We start from the raw sequence: 16,426 nt of genomic DNA, 5'->3' as shown, positions 1-16,426 counted from the left end.
GCGCTGGCCGCGGCCGTGTTCGCCCAACCCGGGTCGGGGGTCCGGTTCGACTGGGGTCTGGCGGGCGCGGCCGAACTCGGTCGGGTCTGCGCGGCACTTGTGGTGGTGGACGTCCTGTCGTTCACCACCACCGTCGAGGTGGCGGTGGGGCGGGGGATGCGCGTGCATCCGTTCCCCTGGGGCGAACAGGCCGCCGACTACGCGCGCCGGGTCGGCGCGGTGGCCGCGACCGGCCGCCGGCAGGTCACCCGCGAACATCCGTGGTCGCTGTCGCCGGCCGCGCTGAGCCGGGCGCCCGTGGTGCCCGATCTGGTGCTGCCGTCGCCGAACGGTTCGGCCATCAGCGCCGCCGCCAGCGCCACCGGGCTACCGGTGGTCGCGGCCAACCTGCGCAACGCCCGCGCCGTCGGGCGCTGGCTGACCAGCCAGGGGTACGGCTCGAACGCCGCCGCGATAGGTGTGGTGGCCGCAGGTGAACGGTGGCCGGACGGGTCGTTGCGCCCGTCGGTGGAGGACCAGCTCGGCGCGGCGAGCGTGCTCGACGCCCTGTCGGGCGCGCCGGGCGGGCTCTCCGTGGAGGCGGCCATGGCGCTGGCCGCGCTGGCCAGCACTCCGGACGTGCCGGCGGCGATCCGGGGCTGTGTCTCCGGTCGTGAGCTGATCGAGGGTGGCTTCGCCGAGGACGTCGAGATCGCCGTCCGCCTCGGCACCTCCAACGTGGTCCCGCTGCTGCGTCAGGGCGTCTTCTCCGCAGCCTGACCGCTGTCGGTGGGTGGGAGCGACCCGAGCTGCCGCACACGAAGGTCAGGTCACTCGGACATCATCACGTCCGAGTGACCTGACCTTCTACGTCCAACGTGGTCTGGGGTCGGCACTGTCGCCTCGTGCCGGTGCCGAGCCTGCCGGTGGCCTAGTCGTCAAGCCAGTCCAGGCGACGGCCGCTGCGATCCTGGGGCGTGGCGTCGGGTCGGGCCCGGCCAGCCTGTGCCGGGTCACCGTATCCGCCGCCCTGGCCGTAGCCGCCCTGTTCGTAGCCGCCGCGCTGGCGGGGCGGCTCCTGACCGTATCCGCCACCGGCCGGCGGCTCCTGGCCGTATCCGCCGCCGGCTGGCGGCTCCTGGCCGTACCCGCCACCGGCCTGGCCGCTTCCGTAACCGCTCTGGCCGTATCCACCGCCGGCCTGGCCGCCGCCGTAGCCGCCCTGGTCGTAGCCGCTGTCGTAGCTGGTGTTGTCGTAGCCGCCGCGCTGGTGCCCGGCTTCCTGGCCGTAACCCCCGGCCGGCTGGTCGTACCCGCCGTTGGGTGCCGCGCCGTAGCCGCCACCGGGCTGTCCCGCAGCGTAGCCACGGCCCGGGTCGCCCTGGCCGTAGCCGCCGCCCGGCTCACCCTCGCCGTAACCGCGAGTCGCGTCGCTCTGGCCGTAGCCACCCGGCTCACCCTGGCCGTAGCCCCGGGTCGGGTCGCTCTGGCCGTAGCCACCGGCGGGCTCGTTGCGGCCGTAGTCGCCGCCGGCCTCGCCACGCCCGTAACCGCCGGTCTCGCCACGCCCGTAGGCACCAGGCTCGGGCTGGCCGTAGCCCTGACCGGCCTCCGGCTGGTACATGCCCGTGGCGTACGGGTCGGCGGGGGCCGGGTAGGCCGTCTCCTCGCCCTTGTAGCGGCCGGTCGGCTCGTCGTACCGCTCGCCGTAGCCGGCAGCGCCACCCGCCGGAGGGTAGTCCGGGCCGGCGTTGCCGGCACCGTAGTCGCGGCTGCCGTAGCCACTGCCGGAGGACGGGCTGTTGCCGTAGCCGCCGCCCGAGGACGGGGTGGGGTTGCCGTAGCCGCCGCCCGACGAGGGGGCGTTGCCGTAGCCGGGCGCACCGTAACCGCCAGGCTCGTCACCGTAGCCGCCGCCCGACCAGCCGCCCGGACCGCTCGCCGCGCCGTAGGGCTGCGGTGCAGCGCCGTACGGGTCCGGCGGGACGTCGTCCACGACCGGCTGGTGCATCATCGTCGGCGCGTTTGCCAGTCCGGGGCCACCGACCATTGTCGGGTCCGGCGCGGCGCCCACCCGGTTCACCACCCTGGTCTGGTCGTCCGCACCGGCGAAGGAGCCGCGGGCCGCCGGGACCGCGCCGGCCGGAGCACCGGCGGGAGCGTCACCGTCGGGCTCGCCGTCCTCGTTCTCCTTGCGCTTCATCCAGAGCAGCACGATCGTGCCGACACCGACGGCCACGAACAGACCGCCCAGCAGAATGAGCAGCCAGTTGCCGAAGCCGCCGGAGTCCTCGTTGGAGGCCGGGGCCTGGGCGGCGGCGCTCTCGGCGGGGGTCTCCTCCTCGCCGAGTTCCTCTTCGAACGGATCCTCGGTCGGCACCGCCGACTCGCTTGCCGACGGGCTGGCGCTCGGGCTCTCCGAGGCGGCCGCGATCGGGAGGGTGATCCGTCGTCCGGTGATGCTCTGCCCGGCGTTTGCGGTGAAGCTCGCCACGGCGTTCTTACCGTCGGCGCTGGCGCCGATGTCGATCCGTCCGGGCGCGATCGGGTTGTCGCTGCTGCCGGTGAACCGGAAGTTGCCGTCGCCGTTGGTGGTGGTGTCCCGCTGCTTGCCGGCACTGTCCTTGAGCAGGACGTACGCGCCGGCCACCGCCTCGCCACCCTGGTCGACGACCTTGCCGGAGATCGACCGCACCGTCTGCGGCGCCTGCGACGACGGCGGCGGCGGCGGAGCCTGCTCGCCACGGACGGTGAGTTGGAGGTTTGCGGTCGCGGGGTCGGAGCTGTCCGGCTGTACCTGAACGGTCACGCCGGTGGAGCCGTTCCGGGCGTTGTCGTTCGCCCGCAGCGTCAGCAGCTGCGTCCTCGGTGCGGGGCCGTTGAACTGGATGCTTCCGCAGCCCCTGGCGCAGCTCACTCCAGACGGGAGGCCGGTCAGGCTGATCTCGGCGCTGGTGTCATTCTCACCCGGAGTCACCTGCACGGTCACCGTGGCGTCGCTGCCCGCGTTGACGGTCACCGAGCCAGGCACGACGTTGACGGTGGCGGCGAAGGCGGGTGTTGCTGGGACGGCGAGCAGGGCACCGATCATCAGCGCCACAACCACACCGGCCCGCTTGTGCCAGGCTCGTCGGTGTGTTGACACGTCCACCGCCTTCCGGACTGACCTCCCCTGACCGACGGGTGCCGGGCCGGGGAACATCACGGTACGAATACGCCGTCGGCAACTATGCCTTGTCTGGCCGGATCGGCGCGACCCAGGGCCAGCGTGACGGCCGGCGCGATCACGCCGTATCGTCCCGTCGTGTCCTCTCCGTACATTAAGTCCGCCTCGGTAGTGGCGGCGTTGTCGGCGCTCGATGAGGGGCGTACACCCGAACGGTCGGTGCTCCGCGAGGCGGTCAGGGCCTTGTTGGCCCTCCTCGCGGACCGCGCCCCCGGCCGATCGGTGGAGGTGCGAGTCCCACCTTACGGTGCAGTTCAGTGTGTTCCGGGGCCGCGACACACCCGCGGTACTCCGCCGAACACGGTGGAGATGGATCCGGAAACCTGGCTTGGCTTGGCCACGGGGCGACTCGACTGGGCGCGGGCGGTCACGGAGGGTCGCGTAACGGCGAGCGGAGCGCGTGCGGACCTGTCCGCGTATCTGCCGCTCGAACTGGAGTGACGGCTGGGGCAGGATGACACAAGGCAGTGACAGTGTGACTGTATGTGGCGACATGGATTCGCGTACACTGTCAGGCGACGACAGTGTGGTCCCGGCCGAGGAGTGCGGAGCGACCCCCGTGGTTCCGCCAGGCCAGTCCAGACCAGCAAGAGGGAGCGGCAGGTGCCCCGAGGCGACGGCCGGCTGAGCCACGACCTTGATCCCCAACGACCCGGCCCCCAGGACGCCTGCGGTGTCTTCGGCGTCTGGGCCCCCGGCGAGGAGGTCGCCAACCTGACCTACTTCGGGCTGTACGCGTTGCAGCACCGGGGCCAGGAGGCGGCCGGCATCGCGGTGAGCGACGGCTCTGGCGTGGTGGTCTACAAGGATCTCGGTCTGGTGGCCCAGGTCTTCGACGAGCCGACCCTGGCCAGCCTGCGCGGGCACGTCGCGATCGGGCACGCGCGTTACTCCACGACCGGCGCGTCGACCTGGGAGAACGCCCAGCCGACCATCCGGGCGACCACGTCGGGCACGACGATCGCGCTGGCCCACAACGGAAACCTGGTGAACACTGCCGAGTTGCAGCGTGAGGCGGCCGAGCGCGGCCAGGGCGCCGACGGTTCGACCAACGACACCTCGCTTGTCACCATGCTGCTGGCCAGCCGGCCGGATCTCTCCGTCGAGGCCGCCGCGCTGGAGGTGCTGCCCCACCTGCGAGGCGCGTTCAGCTTCGTCTTCATGGACGAGTCGACCCTCTACGCCGCGCGCGACCCGCACGGGGTGCGACCGCTGGTGCTGGGCCGACTGGAGCGCGGCTGGGTGGTGGCGAGTGAAACCGCCGCGCTGGACATCGTCGGTGCCAGCGTGGTCCGCGAGGTGGAGCCGGGCGAGCTGATCGCGATCGACGCGGAGGGGCTGCGGTCCACCAGGTTCGCCGCACCCGAGCCCAAGGGTTGTCTCTTCGAGTACGTCTACATCGCTCGGCCGGACGCCACGATCGCCGGCCGGAACGTGCACGCCGCCCGGGTGCAGATCGGGCGTCAACTGGCCAAGGAGCACCCGGTCGAGGCCGACCTGGTGATCCCGGTGCCCGAGTCCGGCACGCCGGCGGCGATCGGCTACGCCGAGGAGTCAGGCATCACCTACGGCGCCGGCCTGATGAAGAACCCGTACGTGGGACGTACCTTCATCCAGCCGTCGCAGACGCTGCGTCAGCTCGGCATCCGGCTCAAACTCAATCCGCTGCGGCAGAACGTACGGGGCAAGCGCCTGGTCGTGGTCGACGACTCCATCGTCCGCGGCAACACCCAGCGCGCGATCGTCCGGATGCTGCGCGAGGCCGGTGCGGTGGAGGTGCACGTACGCATCTCCTCGCCGCCGGTCTCCTGGCCGTGCTTCTACGGCATCGACTTCGCCACCCGCGCCGAACTGCTCGCCAACGGCCTCGACAACGACGGCATCCGGCGGTCTATCGGCGCGGACACGCTGGGCTACGTCTCGTTGTCCGGCCTGATCGCCGCTACCGAGCAGCCGAAGACCCGGCTCTGCCGGGCCTGTTTCGACGGGGAGTACCCGATCGAACTGCCGGTCGGCAATCTGATCGGCAAGCACGTGCTCGAAGGGATCGGCCGTCGGGTCGCCAACCGTACGGCCGACGACATCGAGCCCGCCGAGCAACTCGTACCGCCAATCGACGGCAGTTTCGGCGACCTCGAACCGTCGGCGACCACACACCGCCCGTAGCACCACCCGGCTGCGGCGCCGGTCACCGTCGACGCGGCAGCCGAGAACCACAAAGGGGAGAACCGTGACGCACGTGTCCGAGCGCAGCGGCGCAGGAAGCAGCCCGAGCGGCGCTGGCGGGGACCGTCAGCCCTGGACGGCCGGTTCCGGCCGCCCGGCGCGCAAACGCTCGGTCTCGTACGCGGACGCCGGGGTGTCCATCGAGGCGGGTGACCGTGCCGTGGAACTGCTCAAGTCGAAGGTGAAGCAGACCCGCCGGCCGGAGGTGATGGGTGACCTCGGCGGCTTCGCCGGCCTGTTCCGGCTGGACACCACGAAGTACAAGCACCCGATCCTGGCCTCCTCCACCGACGGCGTCGGCACCAAGCTGGTGATCGCCCAGCAGATGAACATCCACGACACGGTCGGCATCGACCTGGTCGCGATGGTCGTCGACGACCTGGTCGCCTGCGGCGCGGAGCCGCTGTTCCTGCTGGACTACATCGCCACCGGCGAGGTGGTACCGGACAAGGTCGCCGAGATCGGCGCCGGCATCGCCGACGGCTGCCGGTACGCGGGTTGCGCGCTGCTCGGCGGGGAGACCGCCGAGCACCCGGGCGTGCTGCGCCCCGACGAGTACGACATCTCCGCCACCGGTGTCGGTGTGGTGGAGGAGAGCGAGATCCTCAGCTCCGAGCGGGTCGAGGTGGGCGACGTGGTGATCGCGATGCGGTCGTCCGGCCTGCACTCGAACGGATACTCCCTGGTCCGGCACGTGCTGCTCGGTGCCGGCCGGATGCGCCTGGACGTGGTGATCGACGACTTCGGCCGCCAGCGCACCCTCGGCGAGGAGCTGCTCACCCCCACCAAGATCTACGCGCAGGACTGCCTCAAGCTGATCGCGGAGGCCGACGTGCGGGCGCTGGCCCACGTCACCGGGGGCGGCATCCCCGGCAACCTGGTGCGGATCCTGCCGGAGCACGTGGACGCCGTGGTCAACCGGTCGACGTGGAAGCCGCAGCCGGTCTTCGACCTGATCCAGTCCAAGGGCCGGATCGAGGACCCGGAGATGGAAGCGACGTTCAACATGGGCGTGGGCATGTTCGCCATCGTGTCTGCGGAGGACGCCGACCGCGCGCTGGCCACGCTCACCGGCCGTGGCGTCGACGCCTGGCAGGTCGGCGAGATCATCGAGGGCACCGGTGAGGTGCGGATGGTCGGCCAGCACACCCGGGGATGATCACTTCTCGGTGATTGTCCGACCACCTGATCAGGGCTTCACCCGAGTGGCCGTCGCCGCCTAGCCTGAAGGGCACCCTCGAAAGCTGTGGGGCGCGCCCATGCCGGGTCGCGCCCGGCAGCCCAAGACCGCTACGGAGGAGGGCGATGGCTGCGCGGGGACGGTCATTGGGCGGGATGCGGGGCCTGGCCACCGTCCCGTCGTACGTCGTGATGCAGCCAACCACCCTCTGCAATCTCGACTGCGCGTACTGCTATCTGCCATTTCGGGCGGCGGACCGGCAGATGCCGGTGGCGGTGGCCGAGGCGGTGGCCGCCTCGGTGAACCAGTGGGCGGCCACCGACAGGTTCTCCGTGGTCTGGCACGGCGGGGAGCCGCTGGCCGCCGGCCGGGAGCGGCTGGCGGCGCTGATGGCGCCCTTCGGGCCCGAGGTGGAGCACCACGTCCAGACCAACGCCACCCTGATCGACGACGCCTGGTGCGAGTTCTTCGCCGAGCATCAGATGCGCGTCAGCGTGAGCGTGGACGGGCCGCGGGAACGCAACGGCGAGCGGGTCACCCGGGCACACCGGCCGGCGTACGACCGGATCGTCCGCGGGGTGGCCGCGCTGCGTCGGCACGGCCTGCCGTTCTCGGCGCTCGCGGTGGTAAACGATCCGTCTCCCGGTCGGGCCACCGAGCTGTACGACTACTTCCTCGAACTCGGGTGTGAGGTGCTCGGCGTCAACATCGAGGAGACCGAGGGAGTCAACACCCGGGACAACGCCCACGAGGCCCCGGCGGTGACCGGGTTCTGGGCCGAGCTGGTCGCGGCCTGGCGGCGAAATCCCCGGATTCACCTGCGGGAGGTGGAGTGGTCGTTGCGGTACGCCGCCGCGGTGCTCGACGGTACCGCTGACGACCTGCTGCCCCGCCGGCTCGACCCGATACCGACTGTGGCGTACGACGGCTCGGTCGTGGTGCTCTCGCCCGAGCTGGCCGGCTTCACCGACCCCCGCTACGGCGACTTCACAAGCGGAAGCGTGCTCACCACCCCGTTGCACACCATCCTGGCCGGCGCGGGGCGCACACCCTGGGTCGGCGAGTTCATCGACGGTGTGGAGGCGTGTCGCTCCTCCTGCCCGTATTTCGGTTTCTGTGGCGGCGGCCACGCGGCCAACCGCTACTTCGAGCTGGGGCGTTTTGACGGTACGGAGACCGAGCACTGCCGCAACAGCAAGATCCGCCTACTGGAGGGAGTGTTGGAGCATGCCCGAGATCACCAGTCACCGGGAGCCTGAGACCGTGACGGGAGACGAGCCCGACCGGGTCGCCGACCGGGTGCGGGAGGCCGCCGCCGGGCTCAACGCCCTGCTCCACGAGGCCGAGGTCGCGCGTCAACTACGGGCGGAGGTGGCGGGTGGCGACGGGGCCAGTGCGGTCTGCGCCTGGAACCACTTCGAGAACATCCCGACCTTCTACAACTGGAACAACCGTCCCCGCTGACCAGTCGGTGTCGAGGGCCCGCCACGCCGCCGGAGCATCGTCCGGCCGTGGTGGGCCCTCGACTCGTCGGGTGCTGCATGCCGCTGCGTAGCGGGCACATGCGTGAGCACGCGGGCAGTCACCGCGTGCTCAGATGTGACCGGGGGTCAGCGGGTCGGACGGACCCAGTTGTCCGGGTCGTCGTCGGAGTGGTCCTCGTCATCGTCGACGTACTCTTTGTAGTCGTCGTCGAAGTTGCGGTCCGACTTGCCGCTGCCGCCGAGTTCTCGCTGCAAGGCGGCGAGGTCGGTGTTCGGGGAGTGGTACTTCAGCTCCCGGGCCACCTTTGTCTGCTTGGCCTTAGCACGGCCGCGCCCCATGGCTCGACCCCCTCGCACAGAATGCGGGGCAGCCCGAAGGCGGGCCCCGATGACGTCAGGCATCTCTCGTGGCTCTTACGGTACATGGGGATGCCACCGTTCGGCACCTCGGGTTACCTATGACCATGGCCGCGCGTTGCGGTTGTCAGGTCGTCACCCAGTGTACCCGGTAAGGGGGTGATGCCGGGAACGGTCCTGACATGGGGCAAATCTCCACGAACGCGTCGTATCTTCAGCTTAGCCGCCCAGGGCCGTCGGGGGTGGGACCAGCGGCCCGCCCCCCGACGGCGCGTCGTCAGCGCAGGTGGATCGCGCGCAGCCGGCCGATCTCAGCCATCCGTCGCTCGGCCAGCCGGTCGGCCGCCACGGCCGGCGGTACGCCGTCGGTGTCGGCGAGCCGGAGGATTTCCTTCGTGGTGTCGTAGATCCGGGTGGCGCGCAGCTTGGCCCGCTCGAAGTCGAAGCCCTCGATCTCGTCCGCGACCTGGATCACACCGCCGGCGTTCACCACGTAATCGGGGGCGTAGAGGATGCCCCGGTCGGCGAGCAGCTTCTCCACGCCGGAGTGGGCGAGCTGGTTGTTGGCCGCCCCGGCGACCACCTTGGCCCGCAGCGCCGCCACCGTGTCATCGTCCAGGGCGCCGCCGAGGGCGCACGGGGCGTACACGTCGATGTCGGCGGCGACGAGCGCGGAGACGTCGTCGACGAGGTGGACCTCGGGGTGCGTGGTGCGGGCCCAGTCCAGCGCCCGTGAGCTGACGTCGGTGGCGACCACCTCGGCCCCGTCCTCCACCAGGTGACCGACGAGGTACTTGCCGACCTTGCCCAGCCCGGCGACGCCCACCCGTCGGCCGTGCAGGGTCGGTACGCCCCAGACGTGCTCGGCCGCCGCCCGCATGCCCTGGAAGACGCCCCAGGCGGTGAGGATCGAGGAGTCGCCCGCCCCGCCGTGCTCGACGCTGCGGCCGGTGACGTAGCGGGTCTCCCGGGCGATCACGTCCATGTCCGGCACGTAGGTGCCGACATCGCAGGCGGTGTAGTACCGGCCGCCCAGCGACTGCACGAAGCGGCCGTAGGCGCGCAGCAGCGCCTCGCTCTTGATCTGCTCGGGGTCGCCCCAGATGACCGCCTTGCCGCCGCCCAGATCGAGGCCGGCGAGGGCGTTCTTGTACGCCATGCCGCGGGAGAGGTCGAGCACGTCGGCGAGGGCGGCGGCCTCGCTGTCGTACGGGTAGAAGCGGGTGCCACCGAGTGCGGGACCCAGCGCTGTGGAGTAGATGCCGATGATCGCCTTCAGGCCGGTCTGCTTGTCCTGGCAGAACACGACCTGCTCGTGACCCGTGGACTCCGGGTCGTCCGTGGTGGCGAATACGCCCATGACTGGCTCCTGTGTCGGCGGGCGCCCTTGTGAGGCGCGGACCTGGTCAACGTCGGCGGGGATGCTGCCGGTGCTGCGAGCCTAGTATCGGCGCGCGCCGCGCCGCTCTCCCGAGTAGTCGTCGTCCCGCCCAGCGGGCGGTCCGCCCCGGCCCGCAGTAGGCGGCGTGGCGAGGCTTTGCCCGGGTTGGTCCTGCGCCGCGTCGTGTCGCGCGGTGACGCCGAGCAACGCTCGGCTTGCCGTTCGTGGGAGGATCGCGCCGTGCCGTCGCTCTTCGCTTCATACCTGCGCGTGTACGAGCCGCTGACCGCCTTCGACCGGGATCGCCAGTCCTACTGGCGTCGCTACGTCGAGCAGGGGCGGGCCGTCGCGCCGGTCGAGGGGCCGGGCCGGCAGCGGACCACAGTGATCGAGGCGCTCGGCGCCGGTTGGACGCGGCTGCCCGACCTGCCGGACGAGGCGTACGTGCTGGAGACCGACGAGACCCTGCTGGTGTGCCCGTGGAACCTGCGCATCCGGGTGGCCGAGGCGGCGTTGAGCGCGCGGGACGGCGTACCTCCGGTGCTGGCCGACGCCTTCGTGCCGCCGGTGCTGGCCGGGCAGGCCAAGGCGGTGGTGGAGGACTGGCGCAGCGGCGCCCGGGTGCTGGAGCACGGGGTGCCCCGGGTGCACGAGCAGATCGCGACCTGGGGCGTGCCACTGCGCTGGTTCGTGCTCTTCGAACCGCAGGAACGCAACCACGTGACCGTCCCCGACCGTCGCTCGCTGCGCTTCCGGACGGAGATCTCCAAGGCGCGTCGTCGTTCGTCCCGGGCACTCGCGGTGCTCCGCAAGTCGGTGGGCGACGCGCCGATCACGGAGGCGGTCGAGGAGGCCGCCCGCTGGCTTGAGGAGTTCCACCCGCGTTCGGTCGTGGAACTGGACTATGGCGGGCTGGTCGAGCTGCTCTCGGACGAGACACTGGCCGAGGACGACTCGCCGGAACTTGTCGCGGCCGGGTTGGCCGGGCTGTCCCGGGGCGAGGCGGAGGAGGCCTCGGCGGCGTACGACAAGCTGGTGGCCCGGTGGCGCGCGGTGCAACTTCTGGAGCGTTGCAACTAGGACGCTAATGTCCTAATTTCAGTCGCCAACACGAGGCTGCTTCGTAGTTGATGCATCACGAACCGTGATCATGAGTCCGAATAAGTTACTTTCTGGCGTGTAAAAGTCGTATAAATCGGGCATGGTTCATCCGTCCGTCTAGGGACGTTCGGCCGTTCGGCCCATGTCGGACATCGGGGACTAGCCGGACCATGGGAGACGCGTCGGCCGGCGGGACCCCGGCCGATGTCTATACATGTGGAGGAGTGACCGATGGCATCGCGAACGCACGAACCAGAGCCGCTACTCACACCGGCCGAGGTGGCGTCGATGTTCCGTGTCGACCCGAAGACGGTGACCCGTTGGGCTAAGGCTGGCAAGCTGAGCGCCATCCGGACCCTTGGCGGGCACCGCCGATACCGCGAGTCTGAGGTCAGGGCACTGCTGCAGGGGCAGATTCCGCAGCAGCGCCAGGGGGACTGACCACCGGTCGGATAGCAGCGTTTCACGAAGGGCGGCGGGCTCGTTCCGCCGCCCTTCGCCATGCCCCGGCGAGGCTCCGGAAGCGGATCAGAGTGTCACTCGGTCAACTCGACCCGGATGCCCACGGTGCCGCCCTCGCCCCGGCGCAGCCGGCTGCCCAGCAGGGTCAGCCGGCCGATCACCCGGTACTTCTGCTTGATCAGGCCACGGATGCGGTTTGTCGCGCCGGCGTCGTAGAGGCTCGCCCGGGCCGGCACCGCCTCGCCGTGCGGCCGGCCCCGCACGTCACAGGGGGCCACCGTGACGGTGCCGCTGCGGCGGATCCGCTTCACCTTGCCGGCGTCGGCCGCCGACCACACCGCCAGGGCCTCGCCGTCGCGGACCGCCCACACCGGGGTCGGCACCGCACGGCCGTCCTTGCGAAACGTCGTCAGGAGGATGTACTTCTCCGCGGATAGGCGGTCCAACATGGTCACGCCGCCAGGATACGGGCGCTGCGGCCGACTGACCGGCCGGATAGCGTTAAGCGCGTGACGGGGGAACCACGGATCGGTGACGTCTTCGGTGAGATGCTGCGCGACGCGCTTGCCGTCTCGACCGGGATCGGTCCCCGGCCGCTTGCCGGTGGACGCCTGCCCCGCCCGGTCATCGAGATCATCGAGCGGGACGACGGGCTGGTCAACGGCGCGCCGGCCGCGCACTATCTCGACCCGCCGCAGGACTGGCAGCCGCACGACCATCGGGCCGTCGACCGGGTACGCGGCGCGACCCTGGATGTCGGCGTCGGCGGCGGCCGGATCGCGTTGCTGCTCCAGGAACGGGGCGTACCCGTCACCGGGCTGGACACCTCGGCCGGCGCGTTGCAGGTGTGCCGTCGCCGGGGCGTACGCGACCTGGTGCACGCCACAGTCGACGAGTACGCCGGTGCGAGCGGGCGGCGGTACGACACCTTCCTGCTGCTCGGCAACAACCTGGGCCTGATCGAGGGCCGGGAACGGGCTCCGGTCTTCCTCGCCGCGCTGGCGGCCATGGCCCGCCCCGGTGCGCAGGTGATCGCCCACGGCACCGACCCGTACGGCACCCGGGATCCGGTGCACACCTCGTACCACGAGAACAATCGGCGACGGGGCCGCCTGGGCGGGCAGCTGCGGCTGCGGCTGCGCTACCGCGAGCTGGGCACACAGTGGTTCGATTACCTGGTCTGCTCACCCGGGGAACTCGCCGAGCTGGTGCACGGCTCCCCCTGGCAGCTGGCCGACGTGGACGACCGCGACGCACCGTACTATCTGGCCACCCTGCGGCTGACCGGCTGACCGGCTGACCGGGCTGAGCCGGCGTGGTCGAGGGGCAGTTGACGACCGGGCCCCCTGCGGCGCCCGGAGGCGTCAGCAGGGGGCCCGGTGGTGCGGTCGCTCAGACCTGGATGGTCGGCGGAAGCTGCTCCGGGGGGAGGCCACCGTCGCCGTCGACCACCTCGTCGGGCTGGCCGTCCTCGTCGATGTCGACCATCGTGACGTCCACCTTGCCGTCCCCGTCGGTGTCGAACTGGAACAGGTCGGCCTTACCGTCTCCGTCGGTGTCGACCACCCACACGTCGGTACGGCCGTCGTTGTTGGTGTCGGCACGCAGCAGCTCGACGCGCTCGTCACCGCGCGTCTCGACGGTTCCCTCGGCGCCCGCGCCGTCCACGGTCTCCGGTGCCTGGCTCATCTGCTCGTCCTTCCCTCGGTTGTCGGCGGTCTGTACCCGATCCTGTCCGCCCCCACGCATGGGACCGGGGCCGGCGCTGCATAGGGTCGCAGCATGACTGAGCGGAGCGTACGGGCTGACACCCGGCGTGGCGGCGACCCCGCGCGCCGGAGACGTCTGCGAGAGGCCGATTCTCACTGTGCGGTGGTGTCGCGATGACTGAACGGTTCGTGGTGGTCGGTGCCGGCACGATGGGTCTGGGCATCGCGTACGTGGCGGCCGGCAGCGGTCACGCCGTGGAACTTGTCGAGGTGGACCGGGAGCGCGGCGAGGCGGCGGTAGGGCGGCTCACCGAACTCTGGGAGCGGGCCGTACGGCGTGGCCGGCTCAGCGCCGAACAGGCCGCCGCCGACCGGGCACGGATCACCCTGCGGGCGGGGCTCGCCGAGGTCGCCCCGGCACCTGACGTGATCGTGGAGGCGGTACCCGAACGGCCCGACCTCAAGCGGGCCGTGCTCGCCGAGGCCGAGGCGCTGGGCCCGGCGCTGCTGGGCAGCAACACCTCAAGCATCCCGATCGCCGACCTCGCAGCGGAGCTGGCCCGGCCGGAGCGGTTCTGCGGACTGCACTTCTTCAATCCGGTCTGGGCGATGGCGCTGTTGGAGATCGTGGTCGGGCCGGCCACCGCGCCGGAGACCACGGACGCGGCAGTCACGCTCGCCGGTCGGCTGGGCAAGGACCCCGTCGTGGTACGCGACATGCCGGGTTTCGCCACGTCCCGACTGGGCGTGACGCTCGGGCTGGAGGCGATCCGGATGGTCGCCGACGGGGTCGCCAGCCCCGCCGACATCGACAAGGCGATGGTGCTCGGCTACCGGCACCCCGTCGGCCCGCTGGAGCTGACCGACCTGGTCGGCCTGGACGTACGCCTGGACATCGCACGTACCTTGCAGGCCGCGTACGGTGACCGGTTCGCCCCGCCGCCGCTGCTCGTGGAACTTGTCGCTGCCGGCCGGCTGGGCAAGAAGTCCGGGCAGGGCTTCTACCTGTGGAGCGACGGTACGCGCTCGGGCGGCAGCGAGCCGCTCACGGCCGCCGGCAGCGCTGCGGGGCCGACCCCTGACGATGCGGGCGCACCACCGGAGGTGACCCGGTGAGTGGACTGCGGGTCGAGGAACAGCCGGACCGGATGGTGGTCACGCTGGACCGGCCGGAGAAACGCAACGCCATCGACACCGACCTGATCGCGGCCCTGCACGAGGTGTGCGCCGAGTTGGAGGCGCACCCCCGGATGCTGCTGCTGACCGGCGGCACCGACGGGATCTTCGCCGGCGGGGCGGACATCGCCCAGTTGCGGGAACGCGGCCGGCTGGACGCCCTGGCCGCGATCAACTCGGCGGCCTTCGCCCGGATCCGGGCGCTGCCGATGCCGACCGTGGCGGCGATCGACGGTCCGGCCCTCGGCGGCGGCGCCGAACTGGCGTACGCCTGCGATCTTCGGGTCTGCTCGGAGCGGGCGGTTTTCGGCCAGCCGGAGGTGCGGCTCGGCATCCTGGCCGGTGCCGGTGCCACCCACCGGCTGCCGGCTCTCGTGGGCGAGGCGCTGGCCAAGGAGCTGCTGTTCACCGGCCGGCGGGTGGACGCGGCCGAGGCGCTGCGGATCGGCCTGGTGAACCGGGTGGTGGCCACCCCGGACGAGCTGTTGCCGGCGGCGCACGCTCTGATCGACGAGATGGCCAAGGGTTCGGCGTTGGCGCTGCGGTTGACCAAGCTCGCCGTCGACGCCCCGGCCGCCGCGCATCCGCAGCTTGACCTGGTGAGCCAGGCGGTGCTCTTCACCGACGAGGAGAAGCAGCGCCGGATGACCGAGTTCCTCGAACGGCGGCGCGGGCGCTAGGACGCCGGAAACAGCGACGGCCGCACCGTGCGCGGTGCGGCCGTCGGCGTCTGCCGGATCAGGAGGCCAGTGCGGCCAGCGGTACCTCGGCGTCGGCGAGCGCCCGGATCACCGCGGCTGACTCACTGAATCCGATGATCAGCACCGCGTCGGCCCCGAACTCCTTGATCTGCTTGGCGCCCTCACCAAAGTTGATCGGGGCGGCCTCGGCGTCCTCGCCGGGCTCGTAGCCGAGCAGCTTCACCCGGTCGCCGCCGAATCCGGCCCGTTCCAGCTCGGCCCGGACGACCTCGCGGAGCCCCTTGCCGTAGGAGTCCTCACGCGCCACGATGGCGATCTTCTGCGGGCCGTCCCGGAGGATCACGTCGGCCAGCGCCCGCCCCTGGAGGCTGTCCGGCGGGGCGGTGCGGAAGTAAAGGCCCTTGTCGTCGGCGTCGGTCAGGTCGGCCGCCGTGTTCGACGGCGAGAACAGGATCAGGCCGGCGTCCACCACGTCGGGCAGTACGGCCGCGGAGATGCCCGAGCCGCCGGCACCGATGATCACGTGCACGCCGGCGTCGATGTGGCTCGCCACAGTCGCCTTGGCCACTGCCGGACTGGTGCCGTCGTCGCCGTCGATCCACACCACGTCCTCGCCGAGCACCCCGCCGGCCGCGTTGATCTCCTTGAGTGCCAGCGCCGCACCGGCCGCGATCGGCGGGTTGGCGATGGCCAGGTCGCCGGTCTTGGGCAGCAGACCGCCCAGAACCAGCGGGGCTCCGCTCTCCGGGTCGGGGAAGGTGCCGTTCTGCCGCTTGCCCTTCGGCGGTGCCTTACTGCTGGCCGTCGACTCGTCACCGGCGCCGACGAACTCGGTCTTGGCGTCGTTGAGCTGCTGACCGTCGAAGTGCAGGGTGGCGTAACTGGCGGTGGCCGGCTCGCCCGCGTCCGTGAACCCGGCCCGGGTGATCGACACGCTGCGGTACTCGATGTCGGTGCCCTGGCGGGCCAGCCGCAGACACTGGGCCACCGAGGTGCAGCCGGTGCCTTCGTTGGTGACGCCGACGATCTGCTTGGCGATGGCCGCGGGGTCGGTCGACCCGGCGAGCTGCGCCGCGAGGGCGCTGATCGCCACCGCGTCGTACGCCTCGGCGGAGTAGAGGTAGTCGGTCAACCTCGGGTCCACGGACCGTAGCCGGTTCTTGAAGTTGTCCGGCAGTGGCGTGAGGGGGGTGGTGCCCTTCATCCCGTCGACCAGGCCGGCGCGATCCTTCAACTCCTCAGGGTACGAGTTGAGCATGTTGCCGTCCGTGCCGTAGAGGCGCACCTGTTGGGCGGTCGCCTCCTCGGGCTGGTCATCCCCGCAGGCGCTGGTGGCGAGCAGGACCGTGGCGCAGACAGCCAGGATGGCCGTCCGCGAGCCGCGTGACATGTGCATGGTCGTCCTTCCTCGGGCGAAGGTCCGCTGCGCAGACTAGCGTGCCGT

General features: G+C 71.3%; 17 protein-coding genes. 11 read left to right on the top strand and 6 right to left on the bottom strand.

Annotation, left to right across the window (positions count from 1 at the left end):
* The first annotated feature begins 3 nt into the window (after window positions 1–3).
* Window positions 4–759 carry a 2-phosphosulfolactate phosphatase gene (locus Van01_RS08740; protein WP_204004442.1) on the top strand — a complete coding sequence of 252 codons (756 nt, stop codon included), beginning with the start codon at window positions 4–6 and terminating at the stop codon, window positions 757–759.
* 151 nt (window positions 760–910) lie between these two features.
* Here Van01_RS08740 and Van01_RS08735 read toward each other — a convergent pair whose 3' ends face one another.
* Entirely contained in the window at window positions 911–3,124 is a 2,214-nt protein-coding gene (locus Van01_RS08735) for a carboxypeptidase-like regulatory domain-containing protein (protein ID WP_308442370.1), read from the bottom strand.
* Window positions 3,125–3,283: 159 nt separating this feature from the next.
* Here Van01_RS08735 and Van01_RS08730 point away from each other — a divergent pair, with 159 nt between their 5' ends.
* From Van01_RS08730 to amcA, 5 genes are all read left to right on the top strand, one after another.
* Window positions 3,284–3,646 carry a sterol carrier family protein gene (locus Van01_RS08730; protein ID WP_204003463.1) on the top strand — a complete coding sequence of 121 codons (363 nt, stop codon included), beginning with the start codon at window positions 3,284–3,286 and terminating at the stop codon, window positions 3,644–3,646.
* Between the two features lie 162 nt (window positions 3,647–3,808).
* Window positions 3,809–5,371: an amidophosphoribosyltransferase gene (gene purF / locus Van01_RS08725; protein ID WP_204003460.1), complete on the top strand. Its 1,563-nt coding sequence runs from the start codon at window positions 3,809–3,811 to the stop codon at window positions 5,369–5,371.
* Between the two features lie 64 nt (window positions 5,372–5,435).
* A complete protein-coding gene (gene purM / locus Van01_RS08720) occupies window positions 5,436–6,590 on the top strand; it encodes a phosphoribosylformylglycinamidine cyclo-ligase (RefSeq protein WP_204003456.1) in 1,155 nt (384 codons plus the stop codon).
* A 176-nt stretch (window positions 6,591–6,766) separates the two neighbouring features.
* Complete coding sequence (amcB, locus tag Van01_RS08715; RefSeq protein WP_308442371.1) at window positions 6,767–7,870, top strand: cyclophane-forming radical SAM peptide maturase AmcB; 1,104 nt, start codon at window positions 6,767–6,769, stop codon at window positions 7,868–7,870.
* Window positions 7,839–8,075, top strand: coding sequence for a multiple cyclophane-containing RiPP AmcA (gene amcA, locus Van01_RS08710; protein WP_099848103.1), 237 nt, complete (start codon window positions 7,839–7,841; stop codon window positions 8,073–8,075). Before amcB ends, amcA begins: the two co-directional genes overlap by 32 nt.
* A 146-nt stretch (window positions 8,076–8,221) precedes the next feature.
* Here amcA and Van01_RS08705 read toward each other — a convergent pair whose 3' ends face one another.
* Both Van01_RS08705 and Van01_RS08700 read right to left on the bottom strand, forming a co-directional pair.
* Complete coding sequence (locus Van01_RS08705; RefSeq protein WP_093403828.1) at window positions 8,222–8,434, bottom strand: DUF3073 domain-containing protein; 213 nt, start codon at window positions 8,432–8,434, stop codon at window positions 8,222–8,224.
* Window positions 8,435–8,729: 295 nt separating this feature from the next.
* Window positions 8,730–9,812, bottom strand: a complete 1,083-nt coding sequence (locus tag Van01_RS08700; protein WP_204003445.1) for a Glu/Leu/Phe/Val family dehydrogenase — start codon at window positions 9,810–9,812, stop codon at window positions 8,730–8,732.
* A gap of 261 nt (window positions 9,813–10,073) precedes the next feature.
* Between Van01_RS08700 and Van01_RS08695 the strand changes: the two genes are divergently transcribed.
* Window positions 10,074–10,913: a DUF8083 family protein gene (locus Van01_RS08695; protein ID WP_204003444.1), complete on the top strand. Its 840-nt coding sequence runs from the start codon at window positions 10,074–10,076 to the stop codon at window positions 10,911–10,913.
* 252 nt (window positions 10,914–11,165) lie between these two features.
* Entirely contained in the window at window positions 11,166–11,375 is a 210-nt protein-coding gene (locus Van01_RS08690) for a BldC family transcriptional regulator (RefSeq protein ID WP_007073996.1), read from the top strand.
* Window positions 11,376–11,470: 95 nt separating this feature from the next.
* On the opposite strand, the gene Van01_RS08685 is transcribed toward Van01_RS08690, so the two are convergent.
* Window positions 11,471–11,851, bottom strand: a complete 381-nt coding sequence (locus Van01_RS08685) for a PPOX class F420-dependent oxidoreductase (protein ID WP_204003442.1) — start codon at window positions 11,849–11,851, stop codon at window positions 11,471–11,473.
* A gap of 54 nt (window positions 11,852–11,905) precedes the next feature.
* Between Van01_RS08685 and Van01_RS08680 the strand changes: the two genes are divergently transcribed.
* On the top strand, window positions 11,906–12,688 hold the full coding sequence (locus tag Van01_RS08680) for a class I SAM-dependent methyltransferase (RefSeq protein ID WP_204003438.1): 783 nt from the start codon (window positions 11,906–11,908) through the stop codon (window positions 12,686–12,688).
* A gap of 100 nt (window positions 12,689–12,788) precedes the next feature.
* On the opposite strand, the gene Van01_RS08675 is transcribed toward Van01_RS08680, so the two are convergent.
* Window positions 12,789–13,085 carry a hypothetical protein gene (locus Van01_RS08675; protein ID WP_099852498.1) on the bottom strand — a complete coding sequence of 99 codons (297 nt, stop codon included), beginning with the start codon at window positions 13,083–13,085 and terminating at the stop codon, window positions 12,789–12,791.
* A 194-nt stretch (window positions 13,086–13,279) separates the two neighbouring features.
* Here Van01_RS08675 and Van01_RS08670 point away from each other — a divergent pair, with 194 nt between their 5' ends.
* Both Van01_RS08670 and Van01_RS08665 read left to right on the top strand, forming a co-directional pair.
* On the top strand, window positions 13,280–14,221 hold the full coding sequence (locus tag Van01_RS08670; protein WP_204003434.1) for a 3-hydroxyacyl-CoA dehydrogenase family protein: 942 nt from the start codon (window positions 13,280–13,282) through the stop codon (window positions 14,219–14,221).
* The gene (locus tag Van01_RS08665) at window positions 14,218–14,961 is read left to right on the top strand and encodes an enoyl-CoA hydratase/isomerase family protein (protein WP_204003431.1); all 744 of its coding nucleotides are present in this window, start codon (window positions 14,218–14,220) and stop codon (window positions 14,959–14,961) included. Before Van01_RS08670 ends, Van01_RS08665 begins: the two co-directional genes overlap by 4 nt.
* A 58-nt stretch (window positions 14,962–15,019) precedes the next feature.
* On the opposite strand, the gene Van01_RS08660 is transcribed toward Van01_RS08665, so the two are convergent.
* Complete coding sequence (locus Van01_RS08660) at window positions 15,020–16,378, bottom strand: ABC transporter substrate-binding protein (protein ID WP_204003428.1); 1,359 nt, start codon at window positions 16,376–16,378, stop codon at window positions 15,020–15,022.
* Between the last annotated feature and the right edge of the window lie 48 nt (window positions 16,379–16,426).

The sequence above is a fragment of the Micromonospora andamanensis genome (genome assembly GCF_016863495.1).
Classification (GTDB): domain Bacteria; phylum Actinomycetota; class Actinomycetes; order Mycobacteriales; family Micromonosporaceae; genus Micromonospora; species Micromonospora andamanensis.
The sequence above is the reverse complement of the archived record's forward strand: the minus strand, read 5'-3'. Positions and strand labels throughout refer to the sequence as shown.